Annotated in this window: 22 protein-coding genes; 13 read left to right on the top strand and 9 right to left on the bottom strand. The window is 69.5% G+C overall.

Features of this window, described 5'->3' with window-relative positions; all coding sequences use genetic code 11:
- Nucleotides 1–41 precede the first annotated feature (41 nt).
- Nucleotides 42–653 carry an NAD(P)H-dependent oxidoreductase gene (locus ABZS61_RS07085; protein WP_356417129.1) on the bottom strand — a complete coding sequence of 204 codons (612 nt, stop codon included), beginning with the start codon at nt 651–653 and terminating at the stop codon, nt 42–44.
- A gap of 159 nt (nt 654–812) precedes the next feature.
- Between ABZS61_RS07085 and ABZS61_RS07080 the strand changes: the two genes are divergently transcribed.
- A complete protein-coding gene (locus tag ABZS61_RS07080) occupies nt 813–1,157 on the top strand; it encodes a helix-turn-helix domain-containing protein (RefSeq protein WP_329209169.1) in 345 nt (114 codons plus the stop codon).
- A 133-nt stretch (nt 1,158–1,290) separates the two neighbouring features.
- On the opposite strand, the gene ABZS61_RS07075 is transcribed toward ABZS61_RS07080, so the two are convergent.
- Nucleotides 1,291–1,743, bottom strand: coding sequence for a MarR family winged helix-turn-helix transcriptional regulator (locus tag ABZS61_RS07075; RefSeq protein WP_356417128.1), 453 nt, complete (start codon nt 1,741–1,743; stop codon nt 1,291–1,293).
- Nucleotides 1,744–1,820: 77 nt separating this feature from the next.
- Between ABZS61_RS07075 and ABZS61_RS07070 the strand changes: the two genes are divergently transcribed.
- From ABZS61_RS07070 to ABZS61_RS07055, 4 genes are all read left to right on the top strand, one after another.
- The gene (locus ABZS61_RS07070) at nt 1,821–2,894 is read left to right on the top strand and encodes a hypothetical protein (RefSeq protein ID WP_356417127.1); all 1,074 of its coding nucleotides are present in this window, start codon (nt 1,821–1,823) and stop codon (nt 2,892–2,894) included.
- Nucleotides 2,895–3,039: 145 nt separating this feature from the next.
- Nucleotides 3,040–4,488, top strand: coding sequence for a DUF2252 domain-containing protein (locus ABZS61_RS07065; RefSeq protein ID WP_356417126.1), 1,449 nt, complete (start codon nt 3,040–3,042; stop codon nt 4,486–4,488).
- A 58-nt stretch (nt 4,489–4,546) separates the two neighbouring features.
- Entirely contained in the window at nt 4,547–5,584 is a 1,038-nt protein-coding gene (locus tag ABZS61_RS07060) for a J domain-containing protein (protein WP_356417125.1), read from the top strand.
- 46 nt (nt 5,585–5,630) lie between these two features.
- Complete coding sequence (locus tag ABZS61_RS07055) at nt 5,631–5,975, top strand: rhodanese-like domain-containing protein (RefSeq protein WP_356417124.1); 345 nt, start codon at nt 5,631–5,633, stop codon at nt 5,973–5,975.
- A 216-nt stretch (nt 5,976–6,191) separates the two neighbouring features.
- Here the strand turns inward: ABZS61_RS07055 and ABZS61_RS07050 are convergent, their stop codons facing one another.
- The 5 genes from ABZS61_RS07050 to paaA are packed head-to-tail and all read right to left on the bottom strand — an operon-like array spanning nt 6,192 to nt 9,749.
- The gene (locus ABZS61_RS07050) at nt 6,192–7,253 is read right to left on the bottom strand and encodes a 2Fe-2S iron-sulfur cluster-binding protein (RefSeq protein ID WP_356417123.1); all 1,062 of its coding nucleotides are present in this window, start codon (nt 7,251–7,253) and stop codon (nt 6,192–6,194) included.
- Entirely contained in the window at nt 7,254–7,751 is a 498-nt protein-coding gene (gene paaD, locus ABZS61_RS07045; protein WP_356417122.1) for a 1,2-phenylacetyl-CoA epoxidase subunit PaaD, read from the bottom strand.
- Nucleotides 7,745–8,446 carry a 1,2-phenylacetyl-CoA epoxidase subunit PaaC gene (gene paaC, locus ABZS61_RS07040; protein WP_356417121.1) on the bottom strand — a complete coding sequence of 234 codons (702 nt, stop codon included), beginning with the start codon at nt 8,444–8,446 and terminating at the stop codon, nt 7,745–7,747. Before paaC ends, paaD begins: the two co-directional genes overlap by 7 nt.
- The gene (gene paaB, locus ABZS61_RS07035) at nt 8,443–8,733 is read right to left on the bottom strand and encodes a 1,2-phenylacetyl-CoA epoxidase subunit PaaB (RefSeq protein WP_030972485.1); all 291 of its coding nucleotides are present in this window, start codon (nt 8,731–8,733) and stop codon (nt 8,443–8,445) included. The genes paaC and paaB overlap by 4 nt, the downstream gene beginning before the upstream one ends.
- On the bottom strand, nt 8,730–9,749 hold the full coding sequence (gene paaA / locus ABZS61_RS07030; protein WP_356417120.1) for a 1,2-phenylacetyl-CoA epoxidase subunit PaaA: 1,020 nt from the start codon (nt 9,747–9,749) through the stop codon (nt 8,730–8,732). Before paaA ends, paaB begins: the two co-directional genes overlap by 4 nt.
- Nucleotides 9,750–9,864: 115 nt before the next feature.
- Between paaA and ABZS61_RS07025 the strand changes: the two genes are divergently transcribed.
- From ABZS61_RS07025 to ABZS61_RS07015, 3 genes are read left to right on the top strand one after another with little or no spacing between them, the layout of a single operon-like run.
- On the top strand, nt 9,865–10,890 hold the full coding sequence (locus ABZS61_RS07025; RefSeq protein ID WP_356417119.1) for a DUF5819 family protein: 1,026 nt from the start codon (nt 9,865–9,867) through the stop codon (nt 10,888–10,890).
- Nucleotides 10,887–12,167, top strand: a complete 1,281-nt coding sequence (locus tag ABZS61_RS07020) for an HTTM domain-containing protein (RefSeq protein WP_356417118.1) — start codon at nt 10,887–10,889, stop codon at nt 12,165–12,167. The genes ABZS61_RS07025 and ABZS61_RS07020 overlap by 4 nt, the downstream gene beginning before the upstream one ends.
- Nucleotides 12,164–12,874, top strand: coding sequence for a TrmH family RNA methyltransferase (locus ABZS61_RS07015; protein WP_356417117.1), 711 nt, complete (start codon nt 12,164–12,166; stop codon nt 12,872–12,874). The genes ABZS61_RS07020 and ABZS61_RS07015 overlap by 4 nt, the downstream gene beginning before the upstream one ends.
- A gap of 92 nt (nt 12,875–12,966) precedes the next feature.
- Here ABZS61_RS07015 and paaN read toward each other — a convergent pair whose 3' ends face one another.
- A complete protein-coding gene (gene paaN, locus ABZS61_RS07010; RefSeq protein WP_356417116.1) occupies nt 12,967–14,667 on the bottom strand; it encodes a phenylacetic acid degradation protein PaaN in 1,701 nt (566 codons plus the stop codon).
- A 123-nt stretch (nt 14,668–14,790) separates the two neighbouring features.
- Here paaN and ABZS61_RS07005 point away from each other — a divergent pair, with 123 nt between their 5' ends.
- Nucleotides 14,791–15,384: a TetR/AcrR family transcriptional regulator gene (locus tag ABZS61_RS07005; protein WP_356417115.1), complete on the top strand. Its 594-nt coding sequence runs from the start codon at nt 14,791–14,793 to the stop codon at nt 15,382–15,384.
- A gap of 35 nt (nt 15,385–15,419) precedes the next feature.
- Here ABZS61_RS07005 and ABZS61_RS07000 read toward each other — a convergent pair whose 3' ends face one another.
- Complete coding sequence (locus ABZS61_RS07000; RefSeq protein WP_356417114.1) at nt 15,420–15,941, bottom strand: Lrp/AsnC family transcriptional regulator; 522 nt, start codon at nt 15,939–15,941, stop codon at nt 15,420–15,422.
- 212 nt (nt 15,942–16,153) lie between these two features.
- Here ABZS61_RS07000 and pdhA point away from each other — a divergent pair, with 212 nt between their 5' ends.
- From pdhA to ABZS61_RS06980, 4 genes are read left to right on the top strand one after another with little or no spacing between them, the layout of a single operon-like run.
- On the top strand, nt 16,154–17,308 hold the full coding sequence (gene pdhA / locus ABZS61_RS06995; RefSeq protein ID WP_356417113.1) for a pyruvate dehydrogenase (acetyl-transferring) E1 component subunit alpha: 1,155 nt from the start codon (nt 16,154–16,156) through the stop codon (nt 17,306–17,308).
- Nucleotides 17,305–18,336 (top strand): alpha-ketoacid dehydrogenase subunit beta, encoded by a 1,032-nt coding sequence (locus ABZS61_RS06990; protein WP_356417112.1) that lies wholly within the window; start codon nt 17,305–17,307, stop codon nt 18,334–18,336. The genes pdhA and ABZS61_RS06990 overlap by 4 nt, the downstream gene beginning before the upstream one ends.
- Nucleotides 18,336–19,742: a dihydrolipoamide acetyltransferase family protein gene (locus ABZS61_RS06985; protein WP_356417110.1), complete on the top strand. Its 1,407-nt coding sequence runs from the start codon at nt 18,336–18,338 to the stop codon at nt 19,740–19,742. Before ABZS61_RS06990 ends, ABZS61_RS06985 begins: the two co-directional genes overlap by 1 nt.
- Nucleotides 19,743–19,800: 58 nt before the next feature.
- Nucleotides 19,801–20,676, top strand: a complete 876-nt coding sequence (locus tag ABZS61_RS06980) for a DUF6457 domain-containing protein (protein WP_356417108.1) — start codon at nt 19,801–19,803, stop codon at nt 20,674–20,676.
- The last annotated feature ends 52 nt before the right edge of the window (nt 20,677–20,728 follow it).

Raw genomic sequence — 20,728 nt, 5'->3', positions numbered from 1 at the left:
CCTGGCCGTGCTGCCCGGTTGACCCGGCTGTTTTCGAACGCTCAGGCGGCGAGACGTGCCGCGAGGGACTTGGCCTTCTCTGTGGCGTCGTTGAATGCCTGTGCGCGGGAAGCTTCGGCGAGCGGGATGAGTTCGGCCATCTCGGGTTTCGAGTGCGCCAGCGTCAACTCCGGCACGATGAATTCGACTTCGACGCCGAACATGCCGGTCAGTACCTTCTCCAGGTAATTCTGGACGAACTCGAAGCCCTCGCGAGGAGTGCCGGGGGCGTACGAACCGCCGCGACTGGCAACGACGGTGACAGGGGTACCGGTGACCGGGCTGTCGGCGCCTACGTTGTGTCCGACGATGATCACCTGATCCAGCCACGCTTTCAGGGTGGACGGGATCGAGAAGTTGTACATCGGAGCGCCGATCAGCACGGCGTCCGCGCCGGCCAGCTCGGCGGCCAGCTTGCTGCGCAGTGCGTCGTCGGCGCCGGCGGAGACGGCCGTGGCATCCAGGTGGGGCAAGGGATCGGCGGCGAGATCCCGGTACACGACCTGACCGCCGGGGTGCTGCTCGCGCCAGGTCTCGACGAATGCGGCGGTGATCGCACGAGACGTGGAGTCCTGGGGGAAGACGGCGGAGTCGAGGTGCAGAAGCGTGGCCATGGTGATCTCCACAGGGAGTCGGGTGGGCGGGGCTCGGTTCCGGGTCACGGGAGCGCCTGGGACGCGCCCGAGCCATGCTGGCGTTTTCGTATGTAGCTATTGATAACACAGTTACTTACTTTTCATAAGTCCCTCACGGTGGCGCAGTACTCTGGAGCCATGGCAGATCACGACGCACAGGCCTGTCGGCGGGTGGATGTGGGCATCAGCCGCGTCTTCGAGCTGTTCGGGAAGCGGTGGACGGGCCCGATCGTCTCGGTGCTGATGCAGCAGCCGGTGCACTTCGCGGATCTGCGACGGGCTATCCCGGGCATCAGTGAACGCATGCTCTCGGACCGGCTCTCCGAGCTGGGGGCCGCGGGTCTCGTCGTGCGCGAGGTCGACGAAGGGCCCCCGTTGCGCGTCTCCTACCGCTTGACGGAGGCCGGTGCCGCGATGGGGCCGGCGCTCAAGGAGCTGGGGCAGTGGGCCGACACGTATCTGATCGATTCGGGCGGCTGCTGACCTGTCGCCGTGGGGCCGGTGGTGCGCGTGATCGCCTGACGGGTGGATCGGCGATGTGCGAGATCGCCTGACGGGTGGATCGGCGGTGTGTCTGATCGCTCACCGGGCAAGTCCGGCGGTGCGGGCGAAACGTCTATCGCGAGGTGTCGTCGTCACCGGCCGTGTTGTAGCGCAGCAGGTACTCCGCGAATTGCGCCAGGTCGTCCGCCGTCCACTCGGAAAGGCGCTCCCGGTAGGCCGCGCGGCGGCTGGCCTGGGTCGAGGCGAGCGCCCGCGTGCCCGTGGCGGTGGGGTGCAGCACCTGGATGCGGTGATCGTCCGGATCCGGATGGCGCTCGACCAGGCCGAGCTTCTCCAGGGCGGCGACCTGTCGGCTGACCGTCGACTTGTCCAGCATGTAGTGCGCCGCCAGGTCGGTTGCGCGGCAGCCGTGCCGGTGGTCGATGTGGGCGAGCAGTGTGTACGAGACCAGGGGCAGCTCCGGGTGGAGGCGTGCCGCGGCTGCGCGTGCACGGCGTGCGAAGGCGGTCAGTTCGCGCTGGATGACGTCCAGCGACTCTTCGCGTTTCCGGGGGGCGCCTGCCACGGAGTCACCTTTCTCGAAATCTAGTTGTATGCTACAACGAGTTAGAAGTTGTAAAAGCCAACGATTGGACTGCTCGTATGTCCGCAGGTCCGAGTGCGCCGTCCGGCTCCACTGCCGGTGCGCTGCGTCATGTGCTCAGTCATCTCGTTACGCCGCTGCTGATGTGCGTCGGCATGGGGCTCGCTTACCTGGGTGCCTTTCACGCGCCGGAACCGCACGACCTGAGGGTGGACGTCGTCGGCTCGGGAGCGAGTGCCCACGTGCTCGCACAGACCTTGCAGGACAGGGGTGACGGTGCGTTGAGTGTGCGTACGGTAGCCGACCGCGACACTGCGGTGAACCACCTGCGGACACAGCAGAGCTACGGCGCCTACCTGCCCGGAAGCAGCCCCGAACTGATCGTGGCCACCGCCTCGTCGGAAACCAGCGCGACGGTGGTGCAGAAGGTCTTCACCGGCGTCGCTGCCGAACAGGGGGCGCCCCTCAAGGTGACGAATGCCGAGCCGACCGCGGACGGCGATCCGACCGGCCAGGGGATCTTCTTCCTTCTGGTGGCCCTCAGTATCGGGTCGTACGCGTCGGTCGCGGTGATCGGCGGGGCGGGCGCGGTGCTGGTGCTGCGGATCAGGGCCGCACTTGCTGTCGGCGCCTCGCTCGTGGTGAGCGTGATCGGTGCGGTGTTCGCAGGGCCGCTGTTCGGCCTCGTGGACCATGGGCTCGGCGGGCTCTGGACCATGGCGTGGCTCTACTCGGCAGGAATACTGCTCATCGGCGTCGGGCTGCACACCTTTCTCAAGCGGTGGACCACGCTCGGCGTGATGGTGCTCTTCGTCATGCTCAACTTCACCAGTTCGGGCGGCATCTTCCGGCCGGAGCTCCAGCCGGGATTCTTCGGCTCGCTCCACGCCTTCTGGAACGGCGCGGGCTTCGTCGAAGGCGTACGCAGCCACGTGTACTTCGGCGGCCACGCACTGGAGGGCCACGTGCTGGTGCTCGCGGTGTGGTTCGTGGCGGGACTGGCCTTCATGGGTGTGGCCGGTGCGGCCGAGGCGAAGGGGCGTCGCGCGGCTGCCGAGAGATCCCGCGTCGAAGCTCTTGCCGCGCCGGGGACGAGGGCCGAGGAGGAGATGGAAGAGGCGGTCGGGGTCTGAGCCGTTCGCGGCGTCCCGGAGTTGTCCACAGGCCGGTTCCCGGACTTGTCCACAGGGGCAGACGGCCGTCGCGGGACAGCTGTACCGTCGTCCGCAGTTGATGTTGGACGGAACGGGTCGACGAGGGCGGGGGAGGCGGCGCTCCATGAGTGAAGTCGATGCGATGGTGTTGGTGCAGCGGGCGACAGCGGTGGATGCGCGCATTCCGGTCGTGCCCGGGTTCGCGCAGCGTGGGGTCGCGGGAGCGTCGGACGGGGGATCTCCGAAGGCGGCGGGCAAGGCGCTGCGGGCCACGGTTCCGCGGGCCTCGCACAGCTCCCTGGTCCTTCCTGCCGGCCGGCCCGACGCGGTGCAGGCGGTCGAGGAGTCGAACCGCGGCAGGGTGCCCGGCCTCACGGCGATCCGGGTGGGGCGGATGGCCGCTACGCCGTTCGCCTTCATGCGCGGCTCGGCCGGGCTGATGGCCCACGACCTCATGGGTACGCCGGTCACGGGTGTGGGCGCGCAGCTCTGCGGCGACGCGCACGCGGCCAACTTCGGTCTCTACGGCGATGCCCGCGGCGGCCTCGTCATCGATCTGAACGACTTCGACGAGACCGTCCTCGGTCCGTGGGAGTGGGACCTCAAGCGGCTCGCCACCTCGCTGGTGCTCGCGGGCCGCGAAGCCGGAGCGGACGAGGACACCTGTCGCCAGGGCGCGTACGACACGGTGGGTGCCTACCGCCGCACGATGCGCCTGCTCGCCGCACTGCCCTCACTCGACGCCTGGAACGCCATTGCGGACGAGGAGCTCGTCTCTCACACCGATGCCCGGGACCTGCTCGGGACACTGGAGCGGGTCTCGGCGAAGGCCCGCAGCAACACGAGTGCCCGCTTCGCCGCCAGGTCCACGGAGGACTCCGAGGACGGCGGACGGCGCTTCGTCGACGCACCACCTGTGCTGCGCCGGGTGCCGGACGCGGAGGCCGCGGCGGTCGCGGCGGGTCTGAGCGGTTACCTCGGCACGATTTCGGAGGACCGTGTTCCGCTGCTGGCCCGGTACGCGATCCACGATGTGGCGTTCCGAGTGGTGGGTACGGGAAGCGTGGGCACCCGGTCGTACGTGGTGCTGCTGCTCGATCACCGGGGTGAACCGCTGGTCCTGCAGGTGAAGGAGGCCCGCCCCTCCGCATTGGCGCCCTATCTCCCGCAGGCCGGTTTCGATGTGCCGGACGTGGCGCACGAGGGGCGCCGGGTGGTGCTCGGGCAGAAGCGGATGCAGGTCGTCAGCGACATATTGCTCGGCTGGGCGGAGGTCGACGGCAGGCCCTTCCAGGTACGGCAGTTCAGGAATCGCAAGGGGAGCGTGGACCCGGCCGCTCTCGCCGCGGACCAGGTCGACGACTACGGACGGATGACGGGCGCACTGCTGGCCAGGGCCCACGCGCACAGTGCCGATCCCCGCCTGCTTGCCGGCTACTGCGGGAAGAATGCCGAGCTGGACGAGGCGGTAGCCGATTTCGCGGTGACGTACGCGGACAGGACCGAGGCGGACCACGCCGAGCTCGTACGGGCCGTCGGAGCCGGGCGGATAGCCGCCGAGCTCGGCGTATGAGGGGCTCGCAGGCGACCGCGGGTCCTCGGTGTGCGGGCCGTGGCCATACGCTGGACGGGTGACCGACGAAGCCCCCGGGGTGCCGACCACCCGGAACGACGAAGACCGGCAGAACCACGACCGGCAGGACGATGCGTTTGCCGCGCCCGATACGTCGCAGGGTGGCCTGCAGGGTGATGCGCACGACGCACCGCAGGCCGGTCAGCACGATTCCGGTGCGGCTGGCTCCGGCGCGGCTGATGCCGGCACGGCTGACTCCGGCACGGTCGGTGACGCGACCAGTGGTGGTGCGGCCGATGATGCGGCGGATGCAGCCGGTGCGCCCCGGCCCGAGGAGCGGCTTGCGAAAGCCGTCCGGGTGGCCGAGCAGGCGCTGATCGAATTCGAGATCGCAGTAGAGACCTTCCGGGTGGAGGTGGAGAACTTCTCCCGGCTGCATCACCAGAAGCTCGGCCCGATGTACGCGCGACTGGACGAGCTCGACGCGCAGATCGCGGAAGCGCGGGCCGAGAAGTCCGGTGATCCGGAGGATCTGCGCAAGGCGCAGGAGGCCCGCGCGATCGTCATGCCGATGCCGGGGGTCGACGAGCTGTTCCACGACTGGATGGACTCCGACGGTCTTTCACCCGAGGCCGCGGCCATGCTCACGGATCAGCCGGTCCGACCTCCGAAGCGGGTCAGGCCCAGCGAGGAGGCGCGCAAGCTCTATCGCGAGCTGGCACGCAAGGCGCATCCGGACCTGGCACCGGACGAGACGGAGCGGGCACGCCGCGATGAGTTCATCGCCCGCGTCAACGCTGCCTACGGCCGTGGAGATGTGGAGCTGCTGAAGGAGCTGGCCGGGGAATGGGCGGCGGGCCCGGTGGCACCGGAGCTCCGGCTCAGCGAGAGCGAGGAGCTCTACGCCCGGCTGGAGTGGCTCAGCAGGCGCAAGGAGCTGCTCACTGTTCTGGCCAGAGAGCTGGAGGACAGCGCGATCGGTTCGATGCTGCGGATGGCTCCGGACGACCCCGACCGGCTTCTCGACGACATCGGCGAGAAGCTGCTGGGCGAGGTGTCCCAGCGTGAGGCCGAGCTGGCGGGCCTGGTGCAGTAGCGTTTCCGGTGACTCTGGCGCGTATGTACGAGAGAAGGCATGACCCATGAATTTCGCCCCACTGCCCTCTGTGGATGTCGCGGCAATGCCGTCGGACGGCTTCGTGCTGGACGTCCGCGAGGACGACGAGTGGTCGGCCGGGCATGTCGAAGGCGCGCTGCACATTCCCATGAGTGACTTCGTGGCCCGGTTCGGTGAGCTGACCGAGGCGGCCGACGACGGGCGGCGTGTGCATGTGATGTGCCGGGTCGGCGGCCGGTCCGCACAGGTCACCCAGTACTTGGTGCAGCAGGGGATCGACGCGGTGAACATCGACGGCGGAATGCTCGCCTGGGACGGTGCGGGGCGCCCCATGGTCACCGACAACGGCACGTCGGCTTTCGTGCTCTGAGGCCTCCTTCTCCGACGTTCCTGACTCAGACGTTCCTCAACGTCCTCCAGCTGTTTGTGAACGAGGACCGAGCGGCCGGTGGGCTGCTCGGTCCTCGTTGACGTTCCGGCCCCGACGGCTCTGGGGCGCGACGGTTCGGGCCACTGCGGTTCAGCGGACAAGCGGTGCAAGCGGTGCAAGCGGTTGAGCGGGCAAGCGGTTGAGCGGGGCCGAGCCTCAGCGGTCGAAGTCGAGCTCGACCTCCGGGGTGAGCGGGTGCGACTGGCAGGCCAGCACGAACCCCGCCCCGGTCTCCTCCGGCTCCAGAGCGAAATTGCGGTCCATCCGCACTTCGCCCGTGACCAGGAAGGCCCGGCAGGTTCCGCACACACCGCCCTTGCAGGCATAGGGGGCGTCCGAGCGGCTCCGCAGAACCGTCTCCAGCAAGGATTCGCCGTCCTGCACGGGCCACGTGCCCGAGCGGCCGTCGAGGGTCGCTGTGAGCGTGCTGGCCGCAGGTGCGGCGGCCCGGGCAACGGACGGTGATGCCGTTCCCTCGTCGGCGACGTGGAAGATCTCCTGGTGGATACGGGCCCGGTCGACGCCGAGCTCTCGCAGCGCACCTTCAGCTCCACGGACCAGTCCGAACGGCCCGCACAGGAACCAGCCGTCCACGTCGGACACCGACAGGATCGCGGGCAGTAGCCCGGTGAGCCGCTCGCGGTCCAGTCGGCCGGATGGGAGCCCGGCCGCCTGCTCCTCCCGGGACAGCGCCGTCACCAGGTGGAACCGGTCCGGATAGCGGTCCTTGAGGTCGGCCACCTCGTCCAGGAACATCGTCGAGGCAGCCGTACGGTCACTGCGGATCAGGCAGAAGCGGGCTGCGGGTTCCCTCGCCAGCAGCGTCGCCGCGATCGACAGCACCGGTGTGATGCCGCTGCCTCCGACGATCGCCGCGAAATGGCCGGGGCGCGGGTCGAGCACGAAGCGGCCCATGGGGGCCATTGCTTCCACCTGGTCGCCGACGGCCAGTTCCTTGAGCGCGTACGTGGAGAAGGCACCGCCGTCGACCATGCGGATGCCCACCCTGAGCACCGGGTCGCCCGGCTCCTGGACGGCCGGTGCGCAGATCGAGTACGACCGGCGGATCTCCTCGCCTGCGGCGCTGTAACGCACATTCAGGTGCTGGCCGGGGCTGTGGCGGAAGGTCTCGCGCAGTTCGGCCGGCACGGCGAAGGTGACAGCCACCGCATCGTCCGTGATCCGTTCGATGGCGCTGACCCGGAGCGGATGGAACATCTACAACTCCTTGAAGTGGTCGAACGGTTCGCGGCAGTCGACGCAGCGGCGCAGTGCCTTGCACGCGGTGGAGGAGAACCGGCTCAGCAGCTCCGTATCGGTGGAACCGCAGTGCGGGCAGCGCACCGCGAGGGTCAGCGGCACCGGTCCGCTCGGCCCGCCTCCGGGACGGGGCGGAGCAATGCCGAACTCGGCGAGCTTGCGCCGGCCCTCGTCGCTGATGTCGTCCGTCGACCAGGCCGGGGCGAGGACGGTCACGACGGAGACCTCGGCCACACCGTGTTCGTGAAGCACCCGCTCGATATCGGCGGACATAGCTTCGATCGCCGGGCAGCCGGTGTACGTCGGAGTGAGCTGCACGGTGACCCTGTCCGGGCCGTGCATCTGCACACCGCGGAGCACACCGAGCTCATCCAGGGTGATGACCGGCAGCTCGGGGTCGGGCACGGAGCCCGCGAGCCGGTGGAGCTCCGCTTCCAGGAGGGTCTCGGTCACCATGACGCCCCCGGGTGGCTGCGGTGCAGGTGCTGCATCTCGGCGAGCATCCGCCCGAACGGCTCGGTGTGCAGACCCTGCCGGCCCGCTCCTGCCGTCCACGCTCCGGACCGCGGGCCGGACGGGAGCGTCAGCGTGGCCCGCTCGACCACGGAGGTGACGGCAGTCAGCCAACTGTTCTGCAAGGCCTCCCAGTCGGCATCGACTCCCTCGACGGGCTGGAACAGCTCGCCGGTGAACCGCCACAGCGTGTCCAGGCCGCGCTGCATGCGCTCATGGCTCTCCGCGGTGCCGTCGCCGAGCCGCAGGACCCACTGCTCCGCGTGGTCGCGGTGGTAGGCGACCTCCTTGACCGCCTTCGCCGCGAGGTCCGCGAACTCGCCCTCGCCCGCGGCCAACTGCTCGTAGAGCAGGTGCTGGTAGACGGAGAAGTAGAGCTGGCGGGCGATGGTGTGGGCGAAGTCGCCGTTGGGCTGCTCGACCAGCTGAAGGTTGCGGAAGGAGCGCTCCTCGCGGAGAAAGGCCAGCTCGTCCTCGTCGCCGACGAACGAGAGCAGCAGTCTGGCCTGTCCCAACAGGTCCAGGGCGATGTTGGCCAGGGCCACTTCCTCCTCCAGAACGGGGGCATGCCCTGCCCACTCCCCCAGCCGGTGCGAGAGCACCAGCGCGTCGTCGCCGAGTGCGAGGGCCGCGGTCACAGGTGCTTCACCCCTTCGGGGATCTCGTAGAACGTGGGGTGGCGGTAGGGCTTGTCCCCGGCGGGTTCGAAGAACGAGTCCTTCTCGTCCGGCGAGGAAGCGGTGATCTCGGTCGAGGGAACGACCCAGATGGAGACGCCTTCCGAGCGGCGCGTGTACAGATCGCGTGCGTTGCGCAGGGCCATCTCCGCGTCAGGCGCGTGGAGGCTGCCTGCGTGGGTGTGCGAGAGCCCGCGCCGTGAGCGCACGAACACCTCCCACAGCGGCCAGTCGGTCGAGCTGCTCATGCTGTTGCCTCCCCGGGCTCTGCGCTTGCTCCGGATGCCCCGGGCTTTGCTGCGTGCTTGTCTGCGTATGCCGCTGCCGCGTCCCGGACCCAGGCGCCCTCTTCGTGGGCCGTGCGTCGCTGGGCGAGCCGTTCGTCGTTGCAGGGGCCGTTGCCCTTGAGGACCTCCTGGAACTCCGTCCAGTCGATCGCCCCGTAGTCGTGCTGTCCGAGCTCCTCGTTCCACCGGATGTCGGGGTCCGGGAGGGTGAGGCCCAACGCTTGTGCCTGCGGGACGCAGATGTCGACGAAGCGCCGACGCAACTCGTCGTTGGAGTGCCGCTTGATCTTCCAGGCCATCGACTGTTCCGAGTGCGCCGATGCGTCATCGGGGGGGCCGAACATCATCAGCGACGGCCACCACCATCGGTTCACCGCGTCCTGAGCCATCTCGTGCTGGGCGGCGGTGCCTCGGCTGAGAGCGAGGAGGAGCTCGTACCCCTGACGCTGGTGGAAGGACTCCTCCTTGCAGATCCGGACCATCGCCCGCGCATACGGGCCGTAGGAGCAGCGGCACAGCGGCACCTGGTTGGTGATTGCGGCGCCGTCGACCAGCCAGCCGATCGCACCGACGTCCGCCCAGGTCAGCGTCGGGTAGTTGAAGATCGACGAATAGCGCTGGCGGCCCGCATGGAGCTTGTCGAGCAGCTCCTCGCGGCTGGTGCCGAGCGTCTCGGCGGCGCTGTACAGATACAGCCCGTGGCCCGCCTCGTCCTGCACTTTCGCCATCAGGATCGCCTTGCGGCGCAGCGAGGGCGCGCGGGTGATCCAGTTGGCCTCGGGCTGCATGCCGATGATTTCGGAGTGCGCGTGCTGGGCCATCTGGCGGACCAGTGAAGCCCTGTAGGCGTCAGGCATCCAGTCCCGCGGCTCGATCCGGTCGTCGGCTGCCACCGCGGCGTCGAATGCCGCGGCGCGTGCAGCGTCCGCCGTGCCTGCCGTCCCCTGCGTCGTCTGGTCCGCAGTCACTGCCGCCATCCCGCACTCCCTACCGACCGATCGTTCGGTTCATTGACTTCAATGGTGAGTCGGAGGCCCGTAGGGTGTCAACCCTGTGGATAACTGAGTGGTGATCGATGGTGATCGGGGCGGGATGGATTCGGACCACGGTGGGCACGCCGGAAGCGAGAAGAAGCTCGCCTGGCCGGAGGTGGTGAGTCACCGGGAAGCCGGTCCGGACGGGGAGCCGCACGCTGCCACCCCGCACCCCGACAGCGGGGACGAAGACGCGGGTGCCGCGTCGGCGGAGATACCCGGCACCGGGGCAGGCCGCCGGCCGGACACGGCCATGGATGTCGCACCCGGTGCAGCTCCCGCACCCGGCACCGCGCCCGCCGTCGTACCCGGTGCAGCTCCCGCACCCGGCTTCGCAGCCGGCGCGGATCCCGGACCGGCACCCGGCACCGCCCCAGCAGTCGGCGCGGCTTCCGGGCAGCCTCGCCGTCCGAGCGGCGGAATAGCGGCGCTCTCGCTTCCGTACCAGGTCACCGCAGCGCTGGCGCTGTCGGTCATCGGGCTGCTGGCCTTCGGCCATCTGGCCATGGTGTTCCTGCACGTCGCACCGTCCAACACCCTGACGAAGCAGCACGGCGAATCGGTCGACGCCTGGGTCTACCCGGAGTTCGAGCAGAACTGGAAGCTGTTCGCTCCCAATCCGCTCCAGCAGAATGTCGCCGTGCATGTAAGGGCCGACATCGTCGGCGACGACGGCCGACGCACCACGCGCTGGATGAGCCTCTCAGGCGAGGACGGTGAGGCGATACGCGGAAACCCCCTCCCCAGCCACGTCCACCAGAACGAGCTCCGTCGTGCCTGGGACTTCTACGTGGGCTCCCACGACAACAAGAACCGCCCCAACGGTCTGCGCGGCGAGCTCTCCGAGCGCTACATCCGCCGGATCGTGATGCTGCGCCTCATCGACCACAACTACGCCGGCACGGTCGAACGCATCCAGATACGGTCCGCCGTGCGTTCCGTCGGGGCGCCGCCGTGGAGCAGCGAGAAGATCAGCACCAAGCCGCACTACCGGGTGCTCCCATGGTGGACAGTCACTTCGGACGATCTCCCCGAGTCAGCTGCGGCGGACCGGGCAGCCCAGGGCGAGGAGGCGGAGAAGTGAGCGCACCCACCTCTCGGATCCGGAAGAACGTACGGAATGCCGACCGTCTCGCCCGTGGCATCCAGCGCGTCACCGCTTCGCCCCTCGGCGCGTACCAGAGTGCCGTCGTCCGGATCGGTGTCTCCGCCACCTATCTGCTGTTCCTGCTGCGTGAGCTGCCGCACCGCCATGAGCTGTACGGCCCCGACGGCCCCTGGCGCTGGGACATGGCGCGTCAGCTGCTCCACAGCAACGAAGCCTTCACGGCCCTCATGTGGTCCGACAGCGCGCTCTGGTTCGAGATCGTGTACGCGCTCACGGTGCTGTCGGCCGCCCTTCTGATGATCGGGTGGCGCACCCGCGTCTCGTCCGTCCTTTTCATGGTCGGGGTCCTCTCGCTGCAGAACCGCAGCATCTTCATGGGCGACGGCGGCGACAACGTCATCCACCTGTTGGCCGTCTACCTGGTGCTGACGCGCTGCGCGCGTGTCTGGTCGCTGGATGCGCGCCGGGCGGGACTGGACGCGGCCAGGGTCGCGGAGGGCCGTGCTCCGGTCCGGGACGTGGCGGGTCCGCTTCTCTGGGCCGCGGTCGGCCCCGTCCTGCTCGTGGCCACACTGATGGGTGGGCTCGGCGGCACGTGGTGGCTGAAGTCACTCCTGTGGGTGCTGTGGCTGGGGAACGCCGGCTGGTGGCTGGTGAACCGCTACGCACCTGACCGTGAGCTGCGCACGCTGCTCGACGTCGTGGCCAACCTCGCCCACAGCGCCGCCCTCGTCGTGATCATGGCCGAGGTCTGCCTGATCTACGCGACCGCCGGTTGGTACAAGATCCAGGGTTCGCGCTGGCAGGACGGCACCGCGCTCTACTACCCGCTCAAGCTCGACTACTTCACGCCTTGGCCAGGACTGTCCGGACTTCTCGCGTCCAGCGCCCTGGCCGTCATGGTGCTGACGTACGCCACGGTCATCGTGCAGGTCGCCTTCCCCTTCACGCTGTTCAACCGCCGGGTCAAGAACGTCCTGCTGGTCGTCATGATCGGTGAGCACGCCGGAATCGCCGTCCTCCTGGGCCTGCCGTTCTTCTCGATGGCGATGATCGCCGCGGACGCCGTCTTCCTGCCGACCGTCTTCCTGATGTGGCTGGGAGCCAAGGTGACGCGTGGCCGGCAGCGGCTGTTCTCCCGCCCGGCCGGCACGCCCGTGCTGCCCGTGCTGCCCGGGCAGCGGCGGCCGGGCGGTCAGGAACAGGAGGCACCGCAGCACGGCGGTGGCGGTAGCCATACGCTCGTCGGGTGAGCAGCGAGACCGGTAGTACACAAGAGCCCCCGGCGACCACGGCCCCCGATCCGTCCGCCGAACCGATCCAGTACGACGACGGCTACGGCACGGAGATCGGCGTCGGCCCTCATCCGCTGCCCTGGCCCGAGGGGGAGCGCTACGACCCCGAGCTGCTCGCCCAGGGGGACAGGCGCAACGTGGGCGACTCCTACCGGTACTGGACGAGGGAGGCGATCGTCGCCGATCTCGATCTGCGACGGCACGACTTTCATGTCGCGGTGGAGAACTGGGGACACGACTTCAACATCGGTTCGGTGGTGCGCACCGCCAACGCTTTCCTCGCCAAGGAGATCCACATCGTGGGTCGGCGGCGCTGGAACCGGCGGGGGGCGATGGTCACCGATCGCTACCAGCACGTGCGGCACCACCCCGACACCGCGGACCTGACCGCGTGGGCGGCGGCCGAGCAACTGCCGATCATCGGGATCGACAACCTTCCCGGGGCCGTGCCGCTGGAGCGTACGGAGCTGCCGCGACGGTGCGTGCTGCTGTTCGGGCAGGAAGGGCCCGGGCTGACGGAGGACGCGCGCAGGCACGCGTCGATGGTGTGCTCGATCGCGCAGTTCGGCTCGACTCGGTCGATCAACGCAGGCGCGGCAGCGGCCATCGCGATGCACGCGTGGGTGCAGCGGTACGCGGACATCCCGGACCCGCGGGCCCAGTAGCCGGTGGAGCGGGGCGCATGCTGTGCCCGCCCCGCCCCACCCCACCGGACACCGGGGGTACCGGACGTCCGACACCGGCCGCCGGTGGATCCCTACGCCTGGCGGCGGACCTCCACCACCCGGAAACGGTTGGAGACGAAGGCTCCGTCGCACAGCGCCGCGTTGGCTGCCGGGTTGCCGCCCGAACCGTGGAAGTCGGAGAACGCCGCGGTCTGGTTGACGTACACCCCGCCCGTCAGATTCAGCGAGAGCTGGGCGGATTCGTCGAGGCAGACGTCCTCAACCGCGCGCTCCACGTCCGGAGACGTGGTGTACGCGCCGACGGTCATCGCGCCCTTCTCCCGAATGGTGCGGCGCAGGAGCTCCAGCGCGTCGGCGGTCGAGTCGACCGCGACCGCGAACGATACGGGGCCGAAGCACTCCGAGAGGTAGGCCGCCCCCTCATCCGGCTTGGTGCCGTCGAGCTTGACGATGACCGGTGTACGGACCACCGCGTCGGGGAAGTCGGGATTGGTCACGGCGCGCGAGGCGAGGGCGACGCCACCCAGTGACGCTGCCGCCTCCAGGCGGGCTTTGACGTCGGGATTCACCAGGGCGCCGAGCAGCCCGTTGGCCCGGGCGTCGTCACCGAGGAGCCCGTTGACGGCTTCCGCGATGTCCGTGACCACGTCCTCGTACGACTTGGCGCCCGCGTCGGTCGTGATGCCGTCCCGGGGGATGAGCAGGTTCTGCGGGGTGGTGCACATCTGGCCGCTGTAGAGCGACAGCGAGAAGGCCAGGTTGGCGAGCATGCCCCGGTAGTTGTCGGTGGAGTCGACGACGATCGTGTTGACGCCGGCCTTCTCCGTGTAGACCTGGGCCTGCCTGGCGTTGGCCTCCAGCCAGTCGCCGAAGGCGGAGGAGCCCGTGTAGTCGATGATCTTGATCTCGGGGCGTACCGCGAGGGACTTGGCGATGCCCTCGCCCGGCCGCTCGGCTGCCAGCGCGATCAGATTCGGGTCGAAGCCGGCCTCGGACAGCACCTCGCGTGCCAGCTGAACGGTCAGCGCGAGCGGCAGGACCGCCCCGGGGTGCGGCTTGACCAGGACCGGGTTGCCGGTCGCCAGCGAGGCGAAGAGGCCCGGGTAGCCGTTCCACGTGGGGAACGTGTTGCAGCCGATCAGCAGGGAGATGCCGCGGCCGGCCGCCGTGTACGACTTGTGCAGCTGGAGCGGGTCACGCTTGCCCTGGGGCTTTGACCAGTCGGCGGTCCGGGGCGTGCGGATCTGCTCCGCGTACGCGTAGGCCACCGCTTCCACGCCGCGGTCCTGCGCGTGCGGGCCGCCTGCCTGGAACGCCATCATGAAAGCCTGCCCGCTCGTGTGCATCACGGCGTGGGCGAGCTCGTGGGTGCGGCCGCTGATCCGGGCGAGGATCTCCAGGCAGACCAGGGCCCTGGTCTCCGGTCCGGCCGCACGCCAGGCGCCCGACCCGGCGGACATCGCCGGGAGCAGGACGTCCGGATCGACGTGCGGATACTCGACGCCGAGCTCCGGCCCGTAGGGCGAGACCTCCCCTCCGGTCCAGCCGTCGGTCCCGGGCTGGCCGAGATCGAGTTTGGTGTTCAGCACCGCGTCGAACGCGGCCTTGCCCTCGGCCGCGCCCAGGCTGCCGGGAAGGCCGCCCTCGCCGTAGGCCTTCGGGTGCTCGGGGTGCGGGGACCAGTAGGCGCGCGTACGGATCGCGTCGAGGGCTTGGTCGAGCGTAGGGCGGTGGGTCTCGGACAGCTTCTCGGTGGAAAGCTCGGCGGCCATGACGGACCAACTCCTCGTCGAGCTGGGCAGGGATGTGCGGACGGAGTTAGAGTAACCGAACGATCGGTCGGGACAAGGGGCCCCAGGAAACCTGTGGACAACTCATGGGGGAGGATCGCGGTCATGACCACGGCCAAGCGGGACACGTACACCCCGGAGACCCTCCTCACCGTTGCCGTCCGTGTCTTCAACGAGCGCGGTTACGACGGCACGTCCATGGAGCACCTCTCCAAGGCGGCGGGCATCTCCAAATCGTCGATCTACCACCATGTGACCGGCAAGGAAGAGCTGCTGCGGCGCGCGGTGAGCCGGGCGCTCGACGGTCTGTTCGGGATTCTCGAGGAGCCGGGCGCGACGCGGGGACGGGCGATCGAGCGGGTCGAGTACGTGACGCGCCGCACCGTCGAGGTGCTGATGGACGAGTTGCCGTACGTCACGCTGCTGCTGCGCGTGCGCGGCAACACCGCGACCGAGCGCTCGGCCCTGGAGCGGCGGCGCGAGTTCGATCAGCGGGTGTCGGAACTGCTCAAGGCCGCCGTGGCGGACGGCGACCTGCGCGCCGACGTGGACATACGCATGGCCACACGGCTGCTCTTCGGGATGGTGAACTCCCTGGTCGAGTGGTACCGCCCGCAGCCGGGTGGCTCGGCCGAGCGGGAACAACTGGCCGACACCGTTGTCCAGCTGGCCTTCGAGGGGATGCGGGCCAGCCGCTGATCAGGCTTGATCCGGCCTGATCCGAACGCAAAGCCCTAGGTGAGCTCTGTCGTGCGGTCCGGGCGGGGGCCCAGGTCGGTCTCCTCGAACACCAGCAGGGTGCGGGTGGAGAGCACCTCGGGTATGGCCTGGATCCTGGTCAGGACCAGTTCGCGCAGTGCCCTGTTGTCCGGGGTGTGGACCAGGAGCAGGACGTCGAAATCGCCGCTGACCAGGGCGATGTGGGTGGCCCCCGGAAGGGCCTGGAGCTGTTCGCGCACGGTGCGCCAGGAGTTCTGGACGATCTTGAGCGTGATGTACGCGGAGGCGCCCTGCCCCGCCCGCTCGTGATTCACCCGTGCGCTGAAGCCACGGATGACGCCGTCCTCGACGAGGCGGTTGATCCGTGCGTAGGCGTTGGCCCGCGATACGTGGACGCGTTCGGCGACCGCCCGTACGGAGGCGCGGCCGTCCGTCTGCAGGATGCGGAGGATGTCGCGGTCGATGGAGTCCAGCGGCCGCGCGGGCGGAACCTGGCCGGGGCCGTCGCCCCTGTCGGCCATTTGTTCAGCTGCCATCTGCCCCTGCCTCCCTGTTGTGGACGACCTGACTCCATCCCAGGCTGTGGAGAACCGTTTGTCCACAGGCTGACGGTGCCTGTAGCCAAAATGCCCCCACGACCGAACAATCGGTAGGTGAGGCACACCACACCGGTGTCTCGCCTATTCCTTGACATTCTTGAAGATTTCGAACACCCCTCGATGTATCTCGATGCCAGGAGGTGCTTGTCATGACGGTCCAAGAGCTGCCCGGCGCAGCTGCCTACAGGCCCACGCCGCCCCCGGCCTGGAAGCCGCTCACCGACCCCGCGCCGCTGCTCCCGGACCCTGAGCCGTACCGCGTGCTCGGTACGGACGCCGCTGCCGACGTCGAACCCGAGCTGCTGCTCCGGCTCTACGGGGAGCTGGTGCGAGGCCGCCGGTACAACACGCAGGCCACCGCTCTGACCAAGCAGGGCAGGCTCGCGGTGTATCCGTCGAGCACCGGTCAGGAGGCGTGCGAGATCGCGGCGGCGCTCGTGCTGGAGGAGCGTGACTGGCTGTTTCCCAGCTACCGGGACACTCTCGCCGCCGTGGCGCGCGGTCTCGACCCGGTGGAGGCGCTGACGCTGCTCCGGGGAGACCGGCACACCGGTTACGACCCGCGTGAGCACCGCATCGCCCCGCTGTGCACCCCGCTGGCCACCCAGTTGCCGCATGCCGTGGGTCTGGCCCACGCGGCGCGGCTCAAGGGGGACGACGTAGTGGCGCTCGCCATGGTCGGTGACGGTGGGACGAGCGAGGGCGATTTCCACGAGGCGCTCAATTTCGCGGCTGTCTGGCGGGCACCGGTGGTCTTCCTCGTGCAGAACAACGGCTTCGCCATCTCCGTGCCGCTGGCCAAGCAGACGGCGGCGCCGTCCTTGGCCCACAAGGCCGTGGGCTACGGCATGCCGGGCCGCCTGGTCGACGGAAACGACGCGCCGGCCGTGCACCAGGTGCTCGGCGAGGCGGTGGCGCGGGCCAGGCGTGGTGGGGGACCGACGTTGGTCGAGGCCGTCACGTACCGCATGGAAGCCCACACGAACGCCGACGACGCCACCCGGTACCGCGTCGACAGCGAGGTGGAGGCGTGGCGTGGGCACGATCCGATCCGGCTGCTGGAGCGGGAGCTGACCGGGCGCGGGTTGCTGGACGAGGACGGCATCGGGACGGTGCGGGAGGCGGCGGAACGCATGGCGGCGGGGTTGCGCGAGCAGATGAACGCAGATCCGGTGCTCGATCCGATGGACCTGTTCTCCCATGTCTACGAGGAACAGACCGAGCAGTTGCGTGAGCAGGCGGCCCGGTTGAGGGTCGAGCTGGACGCCGAGCACGGCGAGAGCGGCGCGGAGGAAGGTCGATGACGACTGTGGCGGCGAAGCCCGGTGAGCGGGCGGGCACGGCCAAGCCGGCCACCATGGCGCAGGCGCTCGGCCGTGCGCTGCGCGATTCGATGGCCGAGGACCCGACCGTGCACGTGCTCGGTGAGGACGTCGGCACACTCGGCGGTGTCTTCCGCGTCACGGACGGTCTGGCGAAGGAGTTCGGCGACGACCGCTGTACGGATACGCCGCTGGCCGAGGCGGGAATCCTCGGCGCGGCGGTCGGAATGGCGATGTACGGGCTGCGGCCCGTCGTGGAGATGCAGTTCGACGCGTTCGCCTATCCGGCGTTCGAGCAGCTGATCAGCCATGTCGCGAAGATGAGGAACCGGACCCGGGGAGCCATGCCGCTGCCGATCACGGTCCGGGTGCCGTACGGCGGCGGGATCGGCGGAGTCGAGCACCACAGCGACTCCTCCGAGGCGTACTACATGGCGACGCCCGGTCTGCACGTCGTCATGCCTGCCACGGTCGAGGACGCGTACGGGCTGCTGAGGGAATCGATCGCCTCCGACGACCCGGTGGTCTTCCTGGAGCCGAAGCGGCTCTACTGGTCGAAGGCGGCGTGGTCGCCGGATGCGCCTGCCGTGGTCGAGCCGATCGGGCGGGCCGTTGTCCGCCGCTCAGGACGCAGCGCGACCTTGATCACCTACGGGCCGTCGCTGCCGGTGTGCATGGAAGCCGCGGAGGCCGCCACGGCCGAGGGCTGGGATCTCGAGGTCGTGGACCTGCGTTCGCTGGTGCCGTTCGACGACGAGACGGTCGCCGCTTCGGTACGGCGTACGGGGCGTGCGGTCGTCGTCCACGAGTCCTCGGGCTTCGGCGGTCCGGGTGGAGAGATCGCCGCCCGGGTCACCGAGCGGTGCTTCCACCATCTGGAGGCGCCGGTGCTGCGGGTGGCCGGGTTCGACATCCCGTATCCGCCCCCGATGCAGGAGCGCCACCATCTGCCTGGTGTGGACCGGGTGCTCGACGCGGTGGCCCGGCTCCAGTGGGAGGCGGACAACTGATGCCGCAGGTGCTCGAATTCAAACTGCCCGACCTCGGTGAGGGGCTGACCGAGGCGGAGATCGTGCGCTGGCTGGTGGAGGTCGGCGATGTTGTCGCCATCGACCAGCCGGTCGTCGAGGTCGAGACGGCCAAGGCGATGGTGGAGGTGCCGTGCCCCTACGGGGGTGTGGTGACGGCGAGGTTCGGCGAGGAGGGTGCCGAACTTCCGGTCGGCGCACCGCTTCTGACGGTGGCTGTCGGGTCGCAGGAGCCGGTGACGGGACAGGGGCCGGCTTCCGGTTCCTCGTCCGGATCCCGTGCCGCGACGGCGACCGAGCCGGCGTCCGGCAGCGACTCGGCGTCCGGCAATGTGCTCGTGGGCTACGGCACGGGCGCACCCGCTGCGCGCCGCCGCCGGGTCCGGCCCGAGGCATTCACGGCCACGGCCACGGCCACGGCTTTGGCTCCGGCTCCGGCCACGCCTCCGGCCACGGCTCCGGTTCCTGCTGCGGAGGAGGCGCCGGGGCCCGTGGCGGTCATCTCTCCTCTCGTTCGGAAGCTCGCGCGACAGCACGGTCTCGATCTCCGGCTGGTGGCGGGTTCCGGGCGGGACGGGCTGATTCTGCGTACCGATGTCGAATCCGCGATCAGGGTCGCGGAGGAGGAGCAGATTGTCACTGTGGCTCCGTCGACTCCTCCGGTGGCTGCTTCGGCGTCCCGTGCGACGGGCGAGCGTATTCCGTTGCGCGGGGTGCGTGGCGCTGTTGCCGACAAGCTGGCGCGCAGTAGGCGCGAGATTCCCGATGCCACGTGCTGGGTCGACGCCGATGCCACCGAGTTGATGGCGGCGCGGGCAGCTATGAACAAGGCCGGTGGTTCCGCCGCGGCGCCCAAGGTGTCGGTGCTCGCCCTGCTGGCGCGCATCTGCACAGCGGCCCTGGCCCGGTTCCCCGAACTCAACTCGACCGTGGACACCGAAGCGCGGGAGATCGTCCGGCTGGCCGAGGTCCATCTGGGTTTCGCGGCCCAGACCGAGCGGGGGCTCGTCGTTCCGGTGGTTCGGGACGCGCACTCCCGGAATGTGGAGTCGGTCGGCGCGGAGATCGCCCGGCTGACCGAGGTGGCCCGGACGGGGAAGCTGACCCCGGCGGATCTGACCGGCGGGACGTTTACGCTGAACAACTACGGGGTGTTCGGCGTGGACGGGTCGACACCGATCATCAATCACCCCGAAGCGGCCATGCTCGGGGTCGGCCGGATCGTGCCCAAGCCGTGGGTGCATCAGGGTGAGCTGGCGGTCCGCCAGGTCGTCCAGCTCTCGCTGACGTTCGACCACCGGGTCTGCGACGGCGGGACGGCGGGCGGATTCCTGCGGTACGTGGCCGACTGCGTGGAGCAGCCGGCGGTTCTGCTGCGCACGCTGTAGCCGGACGCGGGCTCCCCCCGCGGGATCGGTGGGGCGGGGTGGCACTCATACTCGGAGCATGACCGTGTATGACGCCATCGTTCTTGCCGGAGGGGCCGCGAAGCGGCTCGGGGGAGCCGACAAGCCAGGGGTCCGGGTGGGCGGGCGCGCGCTGCTCGACCGGGTGCTCGGCGTCTGCGTCGACGCCGGGGCCACCGTAGTGGTGGGCGGGCGAAGGCCTACCATGCGCCCGGTCACCTGGACGCGCGAAGTACCTGCGGGTGGCGGGCCGTTGGCCGCGCTCGGTGCGGGAATGCGGCACACGTCCGCGGAGAGCGTTCTGGTGCTCTCCGCGGATCTGCCGTTCCTGGGGGAGGCAACCGTCGGTTCGTTGCTGGCCGCTGCCGCGACGGGAGCTCACGAAGGCGCCCTGTGCACCGACCCGGCCGGGCGGGAACAGCCGCTCGTCGCGGTCTACCGAGCCGAGCCGCTGCGCCGTGAGCTCGCACTTCTCGCCACCGAGCACGGCAGTCTCGCGGGGCTGCCACTGCGGCTGCTGACCGCTGAACTGGACCTGGTCCGGGTCGAGGCGGGTCCTCTGGCCTCGTTCGACTGCGACACCTGGGAAGACATTGCTGCCGCCAGGGCGCGCATCAGGGAGCATGGGACCGTGCTGGATGAATGGATCAACGCAGTCAAGGACGAACTGGGCATCGAGCTCGACGTCGACACCGGCGTTCTGCTCGATCTCGCCCGTGATGCCGCCCATGGCGTCGCCCGGCCTGCCGCACCTCTGACCACCTTCCTGGTGGGGTACGCGGCAGCGAAGGCGAGCAGCGGCGCGAGCCCGGAGGCCGCGGCCGAAGCGGTGGCGGAGGCCACCAGGAAGGCCACCGCGCTCGCCCTCCGGTGGGAGGACGAAGCGGGCAGCGGCAACGGGGCCGGCACGCCATGACGGCACTCGGAGCCGACGACGGGGGTCCCTTGCCGTCCGGACGTACGGGCAG

The organism is Streptomyces sp. NPDC005566 (assembly GCF_040605575.1).
Taxonomy (GTDB): Bacteria; Actinomycetota; Actinomycetes; order Streptomycetales; family Streptomycetaceae; genus Streptomyces.
The sequence above is the reverse complement of the archived record's forward strand: the minus strand, read 5'-3'. Positions and strand labels throughout refer to the sequence as shown.